This is a genomic window from Pseudomonadota bacterium, assembly GCA_034660915.1.
Classification (GTDB): domain Bacteria; phylum Desulfobacterota; class Anaeroferrophillalia; order Anaeroferrophillales; family Anaeroferrophillaceae; genus DQWO01.
Map to the genome: position 1 here is coordinate 1 of JAYEKE010000187.1, position 9,205 is coordinate 9,205.

Annotated in this window: 11 protein-coding genes; 5 read left to right on the top strand and 6 right to left on the bottom strand. The window is 46.1% G+C overall.

The genetic code is table 11. The features are described from left to right. Positions 1 to 182 precede the first annotated feature (182 nt). The 3 genes from U9P07_10850 to U9P07_10860 are packed head-to-tail and all read left to right on the top strand — an operon-like array spanning position 183 to position 2,570. Complete coding sequence (locus U9P07_10850) at positions 183 to 1,148, top strand: branched-chain amino acid ABC transporter permease (protein ID MEA2109904.1); 966 nt, start codon at positions 183 to 185, stop codon at positions 1,146 to 1,148. Then, positions 1,135 to 1,887: an ABC transporter ATP-binding protein gene (locus tag U9P07_10855; GenBank protein MEA2109905.1), complete on the top strand. Its 753-nt coding sequence runs from the start codon at positions 1,135 to 1,137 to the stop codon at positions 1,885 to 1,887. The genes U9P07_10850 and U9P07_10855 overlap by 14 nt, the downstream gene beginning before the upstream one ends. After that, positions 1,875 to 2,570, top strand: coding sequence for an ABC transporter ATP-binding protein (locus U9P07_10860; protein ID MEA2109906.1), 696 nt, complete (start codon positions 1,875 to 1,877; stop codon positions 2,568 to 2,570). Before U9P07_10855 ends, U9P07_10860 begins: the two co-directional genes overlap by 13 nt. Before the next feature lie 177 nt (positions 2,571 to 2,747). Here U9P07_10860 and U9P07_10865 read toward each other — a convergent pair whose 3' ends face one another. The 5 genes from U9P07_10865 to U9P07_10885 form a co-directional block, all read right to left on the bottom strand. Continuing rightward, positions 2,748 to 3,065 (bottom strand): hypothetical protein, encoded by a 318-nt coding sequence (locus tag U9P07_10865; GenBank protein MEA2109907.1) that lies wholly within the window; start codon positions 3,063 to 3,065, stop codon positions 2,748 to 2,750. Continuing rightward, entirely contained in the window at positions 3,062 to 3,313 is a 252-nt protein-coding gene (locus U9P07_10870; GenBank protein ID MEA2109908.1) for a hypothetical protein, read from the bottom strand. The genes U9P07_10865 and U9P07_10870 overlap by 4 nt, the downstream gene beginning before the upstream one ends. Position 3,314: 1 nt before the next feature. Then, on the bottom strand, positions 3,315 to 3,629 hold the full coding sequence (locus U9P07_10875; GenBank protein ID MEA2109909.1) for a DUF3467 domain-containing protein: 315 nt from the start codon (positions 3,627 to 3,629) through the stop codon (positions 3,315 to 3,317). A gap of 180 nt (positions 3,630 to 3,809) precedes the next feature. After that, positions 3,810 to 4,406, bottom strand: coding sequence for a hypothetical protein (locus tag U9P07_10880; protein ID MEA2109910.1), 597 nt, complete (start codon positions 4,404 to 4,406; stop codon positions 3,810 to 3,812). Next, entirely contained in the window at positions 4,403 to 5,323 is a 921-nt protein-coding gene (locus U9P07_10885; protein ID MEA2109911.1) for a hypothetical protein, read from the bottom strand. Before U9P07_10885 ends, U9P07_10880 begins: the two co-directional genes overlap by 4 nt. 360 nt (positions 5,324 to 5,683) lie before the next feature. On the opposite strand from U9P07_10885, the gene U9P07_10890 reads away from it, so the two are divergent. Next, complete coding sequence (locus U9P07_10890) at positions 5,684 to 6,040, top strand: ATP-binding cassette domain-containing protein (protein ID MEA2109912.1); 357 nt, start codon at positions 5,684 to 5,686, stop codon at positions 6,038 to 6,040. 6 nt (positions 6,041 to 6,046) lie between these two features. Here the strand turns inward: U9P07_10890 and U9P07_10895 are convergent, their stop codons facing one another. After that, positions 6,047 to 6,625, bottom strand: a complete 579-nt coding sequence (locus tag U9P07_10895) for a DUF1847 domain-containing protein (protein MEA2109913.1) — start codon at positions 6,623 to 6,625, stop codon at positions 6,047 to 6,049. Between the two features lie 358 nt (positions 6,626 to 6,983). Between U9P07_10895 and U9P07_10900 the strand changes: the two genes are divergently transcribed. After that, positions 6,984 to 9,205: TonB-dependent receptor (locus U9P07_10900; GenBank protein ID MEA2109914.1), on the top strand; the 2,222-nt coding region annotated here is incomplete at its 3' end.

Consider the following 9,205-nt stretch of genomic DNA (forward strand, 5'->3'; position numbering starts at 1 on the left):
TTGGCTCATAGCGGTATTGGCCGCCGAACGAATCACACGATGTGATTCGCGGCGGACGCCTCGGAAGCCGGCCATGGACGGCCGGCGAGAATGAGCGAGAGCCATGCCGGAACATCCCTGTAAATTTTTTTCAGCTGTTTTTAGAACAACTCAGAAAGTTAAGATGATAGGGAGATAAATTTTTGTTTAGAGGCTTGTTTAAAGGCAGAGTGACTATTGTCAGTATGGTTTTACTGACCGTTTTCCTGCTGCTGTTGCCGCAGTTCATGTCCCGGTTTTATATCTATCTGGGCTCGTTGATTTTTGCTGCCGCTCTTCTGGCTACCAGTCTTAATATGGTTCTGGGCTTTGGCGGCATGTACCAGTTTCATCACTCGGTTTTTTATGGATTCGGGGCTTATGCCTTAGCATTGACCGCCACAAAATCAGGGCTGCCCTTGTGGGCCGGATATGTCATCGCCCCTTTATGTTCCGCCCTGCTGGGACTCGTTCTGGGACTGCTTACTGTCCGACTTTCCAAGCTCTATTTCGGTATGTTGCAACTTTCTCTCGGATCTCTGGTCTGGGCTCTGGTTTACCGCTGGTATTCATTTACCGGCGGTGATGATGGCATCCACGGCATTCCGATTCCGGATTTGATTTACTCATCCACCAGAGCCTACTATTTCTGCCTGATTATTACCGTCGTTTGCCTGCTGCTGATGTATCTGATTGTCAACTCTTCTTTCGGCCGGATTTTTCAGGGAATCCGTGATAATCCTGAACGATGTGGAGCGGTTGGTATCAATGTTCAGCGACATCAACTGGCAGGCCAGATGATTGCCGCTTTTTTCGCCGGCGTTGCCGGAACTCTTTTTGTCACCGTGGAGGGATCGGTATTCCCTGATCTGATGTTCTGGACCCTCTCTCTGGAGATTCTCATCATGTGTCTGCTGGGTGGTTGGTTTGTTTTTATGGGTCCCTCACTGGGCGCTGCCATTATAATTATATTAAGAACATTTGTGGGAATTTATACCGAATACTGGACGCTGGTACTGGGCATTGTTTTGATGCTGCTCATTTTCTTTTTACCGGAGGGTGTACTCGGCCTTCTTTTCCGCAGAGTCGTGCCAGTGGCAGAAAAAGAGGGGGCAAATGCTTTACATTGATGCCCTGCAAAAATCATTTGATGGGTTCCTGGCAGTCAACGGCGCCAGGCTCCAAGTGGAAAAAGGAGATGTGGTTGCCGTTATCGGACCCAACGGAGCCGGTAAGACTACCTTGTTTCATCTGGTTACCGGCCAACTTACACCAACATCGGGAACTATCCGTTTTAAGGGGCGGGAGATTAGTGGTCTGGCTCCTTATCTGGTTTGCCGCCAGGGAATAAGCCGGTCCTACCAGGTTGTCAACCTTTTTGATCGTCTTACGGTGTTTGAAAATGTTCAGGTGGCTGTGCTTTCTTATCAGAAAAAAACATTTCGCCTGATCCGATCGGCAAAAACCATGGCAATTACTGAAACCCATGAGATTCTTGCTAGTGTCGGCCTGCTCGACAAAAGGGATATGCCCAGCAGCTCTTTGTCTCATGGTGATCAGAAGGTTTTAGAAATCGCCATAGCTTTGGGAAATCGGCCCGAATTACTTATTATGGACGAACCCACTGCCGGCATGTCTCCTGAAGAAACTGCCATGACCCTTCGTTTGATGGAAAAGTTGTCCTCGGAATTGGGGCTGACCCTGCTCTTTTGTGAACACGATATGGAGATGGTTTTCTCCATTGCCAGTCAGATAATGGTTATGCACCAGGGGAAAACAATTGTTCAGGGTCCTCCTGATGAGATTCGCAATAACCGACTGGTACAGAAAGCTTATCTCGGAGGGGGCGACTACCAATGCTCCACCTAGAGGATGTCCACACCTATTATGGCCTTAGTCATATTCTCTTTGGTGTTTCTCTGACGGTGAAACCGGGTGAAATTGTCTGCCTCCTGGGCCGCAACGGAGCCGGCAAAAGTACAACCATGAAAAGCATTATGGGACTGACGCCACCCAAACAGGGTCTGATAAAATTTAAAGGGATGAACTCTACCGGCATGAAACCTTATTTGATGGCTCGTATGGGAGTTGGTTTTGTGCCTGACAATCGTCGGGTATTTGCTGATCTGACGGTAGGAGAAAACCTGGAGATTTCTGCCAGAAACTTTAAAAAAGGTGGCTGGAATAAAGATCGGGTCTATGATTTTTTCCCGACTTTAGGGAAGATAGATAATCGAAGAGCCGGATTTTTAAGTGGCGGCGAACAGCAGATGCTGACTATTGCCCGGGCGTTGATGATAAACCCGGAGTTTATTTTACTTGATGAGCCAACGGAGGGTCTTGCCCCACTGATTGTAAATACCCTGGCTGAGCAGATCCTCCGTCTCAAGGAAAACGGCATGACCATTCTTCTGGCAGAACAAAACCTGGAGGTTGCCCTGCGCTTAAGCGACCGTGGTTATATTATTGACAAAGGCACCATTCGTTATCATGGTAGCAGCAGTGAGCTTGCAAATAACGAAGAAGTCCGCAATAAATACCTGTGCGTGTAAAAATTTTTAAAATGTTCAGCTCCAAAGCGTCCGCCGGGGATATCCACGTTCCAGGTAGGGGCCAATGGTCCACTTTCCCGTCCGGATCTCGCCGCGCTTATTTTTATAGGGGCGGACGGACATAATATCATCTGCTTTGTTTATGTCGCTGTTTTAGGGGGAGGATGAGGTAGTTTATTATCTTTTTTTATAGGAAATTTTATTTGTGGTGTTTGCTTCCAAAGGGTAAACAGTCTTCGTTTCTTTGTTGGGAAGATAGAGAACTCTTAATGGTTCATTTTTATATCTAAAGGTTCCCGGGGGGTACCCGGTAATTCCTTTAAGCTTCATAATCCTCTTGGTTTTAGGGTGGTAAAAAGGATTATTACTAACGTCATTTTCAAAATGTTCCCATCGGCCCTCAATGTAGGAATCAGAATCAATCAGGAGCCTTATTTTCTTTTCGGTTTTACTGTCAGGGTATGCTATTTTCCAGTTCCCGGTGTTGTCACTCATGGCGTTACTATACCCGCATCAATAAGTGCGTTGTAAGCGCTCCATGAGTTTTTTTTGAAATCAGGGATACAGTCTAATTCAGCTATTTCTTCCCAATATTCGAGACAATCATCGATCTTGATTTGATTGTTTGTTGATAGTGCTTCATTTATTGCCGAGATCAGTTCGAGGACAAATCCATCTGAACTTTCCAGGCAAGTTAAAATAGCCTTGATCCTCTTTTGGTCTATATTAATTTTTTGGGCCATATCAGTTTTCTTCTGAGTCTTGGGGCGGTTCTTCTTGATCATATGTTTCATGGTAGTTATTGTATGTGGATTTAAGAACATTTGCTAAAATCCCAGCCACCTCTATAGGGATTACCACCTCACATTGGGTTGGGATTTCCATTTCTTTTTTCTTTCCGGTAATATCACTTCCAGGGGGTGCATCGCAAAAACGCAGTGTCATGTCATAGGGCGACAGTGCAACCTGTACATAATTGGCATATACTCTGCCTGTCTTAGACTCTTTAGATGCAACTAATTTTACTTCTCGCATTTCAGGCTTTGTTTCCTTGTTCATTTTTACCCCTTCTTGTCAAGCGCTTTATTTTACCATCTATGGATGATTGTCGGCAGAATTCACAGAAAATTTAGTGCTTTATAAAGATGATGTTACTATAGTCTTACTGAAAAACATAATAGCGGTTGAAGATTTTGTCAAATTTGTCCGGCGATTACCGAGGGCTTATTCCTATTGTTCCTACAGATCGTTTTTAATTTTATTTGTTTTTTTGTTTTTTTCTTCGGCGAGAGCTTTTTTAAATGGATCCATATAAACATAGCTAAGAATCAAGGTATTGTCGCTGGAAAAATTAACATCCTGATCGCAGGAAATCATAACTTCGTGCACATTAACGGCAGTACTAAATATTGACTTTGTTTTCAGGGTCGATGACATGCCCGCTTTGTTTTCTCCATATTTGTTTTCCAGGGCTTTTTTAATGATCTTATAATTTTCGACCGAATTATCTTTAAAAAAGAGTCTTATAGATATGACCTGATCCTGAAAAATGTATGATTGTGTTTTTAAAATACTGTCGTTGTTGCTCAGGCAACCTCTTATTTCCCAGATGTATCCTGGTTTCAGCTTGTCGGTGAAGGTTAATTTTGTGAATATCTTTGCATTTTTTTCACAGCGCCGCAGGAATGGTTCTTCATGTTCACCCAAGTAAAATCCGAAGAACGATTTGCTGAGTTTGGGGTATTTGCTTGCTGCCTGGATCCTAAATGTGAATAGCAAAGGGCTGAATATCAGCAATGCGAGGACAATAAGCAAAAGTCTTTTTTTTATTTTCATGCTCCGTTCTTTGAGGCATCGAGAAAATATGTTTCATGGATGATTTTCACCGGTCGCCCATCCTTGATTAAATTTATGGCTTTTTCAATTTTGCGGCCATAGGTGGAATACGCCCAGCAGGGATTTGAGTTGGCGCCGATGACCAGGTAGTCGAGGTAGCTTACCACGTTTTTTTCCGGGATGCCGCCACATTCATTTACCAGGTCATGGAAATATTTCCGTTTTCCAGCCTTTGCCTGTCCGGTAAAGCAGAACCTTTTGCCGGGGAAGATAATTTCAGTTTCCCAGTTACAGACGTGATCAATCGTTTTAAGGACCGGGGCCTCCGTATCCATCCACGATCCCGTGGATATCTCGGCTGAATCAAAAGTCATGGTCGGGCCATCCGGAAGCTGCTCGCTGAAACCCCGACAAAAATCCATTAATTCTTCGTGTTCTGTTGGCGAAATAAAATTGTCTGCCAGGATTCTTTTCAGCATTTTTCCAAGATCGTTAAATGGCCATTGATCTTTCAGTGACTGGTGGGCATTCATCCAGGTTTTCAGGGCCTCGGCTTCCTTTAGGGAAATGACGCCATCGGCGGTGATGCCGTGCAGAAAGCCGTGAAGGACCCTGATTTCCTTAGTTAGCTGATCAATAGGTCCGGCAGCGCTCTCGAAATATTGGCAATATTCGATTACCTCTTCAATCTCTTCCGGATCTCCATGCCCGGCTTCGGCTATTCTTTTTGTACAGGCGTAGAGGTCGGAGAAAGGAGCGAGATCAGTCAGATCCAGGTGCAGAGCGAGCCACTCATGAATGGCTTTGCATTCTGCTTCGGAAACAATGCCGTCGGCTCCAATCCCTTTCAGGATTCCTTCCAGGTAATGATGCGCCCTTGATTCATTTGTGATTTTTCCGGATATTTTAGCTGACAATTTTCTCCCCGTGCAAAACTCCGGTTTGAAGAAATTGGACGAATTCGTCCTGGGTGCAGATCTTTGGTTTGTCATCTTTGATGGCTGTGCCGTCAATATGCCGGAAATAAAGATCAAAGATTACCAGGCCGGGATGGCCTGCTGAATGTTTGGTCTCCGGGACAACATCACTTGCTTCGGTTATTTGCACCCAGGCGGTAACATTGGGGTTAGGCCAGCCTTCGGGGGAATTATAAAGGGTGTAGCCAATTTTAAATTTAAAATTTCCCCCCTGTGTCCAAACCCAGTAGGGCTTTTTATCTTTGATTCTCTCTGTGAGCCGAATGTCCAAGGCGGGTTTAAAGGAGAGGAGAAAGTCAAATGCTTAAAAAAATCGATCATGTCGTCGTTATAGATAATCGAAGGGCCGGATTTTTAAGTGGTGGTGAACAGCAGATGCTGACTATCGCCCGGGCCTTGATGATAAATCCGGAGTTTATTTTACTTGATGAGCCAACGGAGGGTCTTGCCCCGCTGATTGTAAATACCCTGGCTGAGCAGATCCTCCGTCTCAAGGAAAACGGCATGACCATTCTTCTGGCAGAACAAAACCTGGAGGTTGCCCTGCGCTTAAGCGACCGTGGTTATATTATTGACAAAGGCACCATTCGTTATCATGGTAGCAGCAGTGAGCTTGCAAATAACGAAGAAGTCCGCAATAAATACCTGTGCGTGTAAAAATTTTTAAAATGTTCGGCGGATATATTGACAATAGATTGCGGCAGTCGGGTTATGCCCCAGGACGCGATCCTTGGCTATCAGGGTGGTAACCGGTGCCTGGGAAAACTTTGTAAACAGGGCATCGTGACCTACGCAGAGGCCGCAGATGATATTGAATTCACATCCTACGCGGTTAAGCATATCGGCTTGGCCGGCGGGATTGCACATGTATTCATCTATGTTGTCTTTGATCTGTTCGAGCTGAAAATCCTTTTTGTTGATAGCACAGTTTTTACAGCAGATCGAGTAAACTTCGAAATCTTTGCTGAGGATTTTGTCGATAGCAGCGGCTTCCTCGGCCAGGCCGATGCAGAATGCCAGTCCGAGTTTTGTGTACCCCATCTCTTTCGCAAAGAGAATAACTTCGCGTAAACGCGGCTCCTGGCAATAATGGCGTCCTTCAATGGCGGTCGCGGCACGATGCAACCGGAGAGTCTCCTGATCATTATATAGTTTCGCGGTTTCATCCCGCAGACCGAAACAATCAATTCCATCCCGGCAGACTTTTTTCTCACAGTGAGCACAACGGGGTTCTTTTTTCATTATATGCCTTCTATCCTTAAACCTTGCAGTTGAAAAAATAATTGCTATTCTACAATTATACTCACAAAGAGACAAGGACTTTTCTGGATGACTTTTCTTGCATAATGGGCGTTTTTCCCTTGACATTGCTGGCTGAAAATGTTTATCTCGGCCTGATTAGATTTCATGTCAAGAAGGCATGAGTTAAAGTCATATCGTAAGGGTCGATAAGTAAGCTGGCCTGATTATACCGCAGAAATAAAAAACCACGAAGGTTCTAACTGGCTGTAAGGAGTTAGGTCCCAGCGTGGTTTTTTTATGCCCGCCTCCTGAAAATTCCGGACTTTTCCCGATCAGCCTCCTTTTTTGGAGGTTCACCATGAGCAGAAGAATCCTTTTTTACCTTGTCATCATGCTGATTGTCGGTATGGCCGTCGATGTGACTGCCGGCGGAACGGATACTGATCCATCTCAACCAATGACCATGGCGACGATTACGGTCAGAGAAAAATTGATCTCGCCCAGTAAACATGAAGGGGATTTGCTGCACACCGGCAGCAAGGTGACCACGGCGGGTATTAAGCTGGCCGGAAACGGTGGTTTGAACAGTGTTTTTAAAGTCCTTGATCTGCTGCCGGGCATCAATACTGAACTTCAGGATCCCTTTGGAATCTCCGGCAAAGATGTGCGGATCCGCGGGATCAAGAGCATGTTTGCCGGTATGTCGGTTGAGGGATTGCCCAATTACGGCATCATGCCTGTCGGGCCCCGGGATGATATTTACGATATGGAAAACCTGGAGTCAATCGGGCTTTACAAGGGATCAACCCCATTGAGCCTGGGAACTGGATCCGGGAACCGCGGTGGAACTATCGCTTTAACCTACCGGCGTCCAGCTGACGCATTTAAACTGGATTTCCGCCAGCAGGTTGGTGGTGATGATGCCCATCGCAGCTATATCCGCCTGGATTCAGGCCTTTTGCCGACTGATACCAGTTTTTTTGCCTCCTATTCCTATACGGAAGCGGACAAATGGAAAGGCAGCGGCGATCTCGGCCCCCGTGATCATGTGACCGTCGGCATTTCCCAGTTCCTGGGAAAGTACTGCAGCCTGGAATTATTTTATAACTACAATGATGTGGAACGGCATGATTTCAAACCCTTGACTTATGCTGAAGCGGACCATATTAACGATACCTACCGGTATGATTACAATCGCAGTCTTAGCGGTAATGGCGCTGTCGATGTCAATTACTATGACTATCATCGAGGGGATTATCAGAACAATGAACTGTTGACTATTCTGAGCTTTAAACCCAATTCCAGTCACTCGCTGACCCTTAAACCCTACTACAGCGAGGAAGACGGCAAGACTCTGGATGGCAAAGCTGATAAGGTAAGGGATCTTGAGCGCTATGGGATTACGACGGAATACCTGGGACAGTACGGTGATTTCAGTCTCACCGCCGGCTACTGGTATGAATCCCATGACCTGAAAAAATATGTCAGGGCCAATGCTATAACCCCCACCGGTCGTGTGTATAAGGGCTGGAAATACCTGAGTGAAAATCATGGAAACGGTGATATTCACAGTCCTTACCTGCAGATTGGCCGCCAGTTCGGTAAACTCAGCTGCCAGGCGGGGATGAAATATTTTTCCTACACGGAACCGGCCAGCACCGCTTACCGTGGCAGTGCCGCCGCCGGTACCCCTTATTCATATGAGGAAGCCCTGGACCACAACCTGGGGGAAGATACCGCGCTCAGTCTTGATGAAATAACCTATGACGAATGGCTTCCCAGCCTGGCGTTTGGCTACCAGTTGAGTTCCAGGCTGGAACTGTATGCCAATTATGGCCGCAATTACATGCGCCCCTATGCTTATGTTCCGGTTGCCAATATTTATACCGCCAACCGGGCCAGTTTTCAGGCGGCCGGCATGACCTTGCAGACTATTTTTGATGAATGGAAGATGGAAACCTCCGATAATATCGATGTCGGGGCCCGCTATTACGGCGACTGGTTTGAAATTCATCCCACAGTTTTTTTTGCCCGGCATCACGATCTGCTGGCCCTTGCCTATGATCCGCTGGTGGGGGTTAATTACCAGAAGAATGTTGGTGATGCCACTGCCATTGGCACCGAACTGGAAATAAATCTTTATCCTACGGACAATCTGCTGATCTTTATTAATCCAAGCTATACCAAGATGTGTTTTGACGATGACCTGGAGCGGGGAGGGTCCACCGTGGATATCAAAGGGAACCAGCTGCCGGATACACCTGAGCTGTTGTTTAAAACCGGTTTGATATATACCTTGGGAAATCTGGAAATAGCCCCGACGTTCAAATACGTGGGACGGCGTTATGGTGATCCCCAGAACGACCAGTCCATTTCTCCCCATGGAATTGTCGATATGGCATTACGCTATACTAAAAATGAAATCTTTTCCCTGAAAGAGGCGACCCTCGGCTTGACCATCAGCAATCTTTTTGATCAAAAATATGTTGGCAGTATTTCCGCCCAGGATGATGGCAGCGGCAACGCCTATTATGCCGGTGCCCCCTTTACCGCCGTTTTCAGTCTCAGTGCTGTATTTTA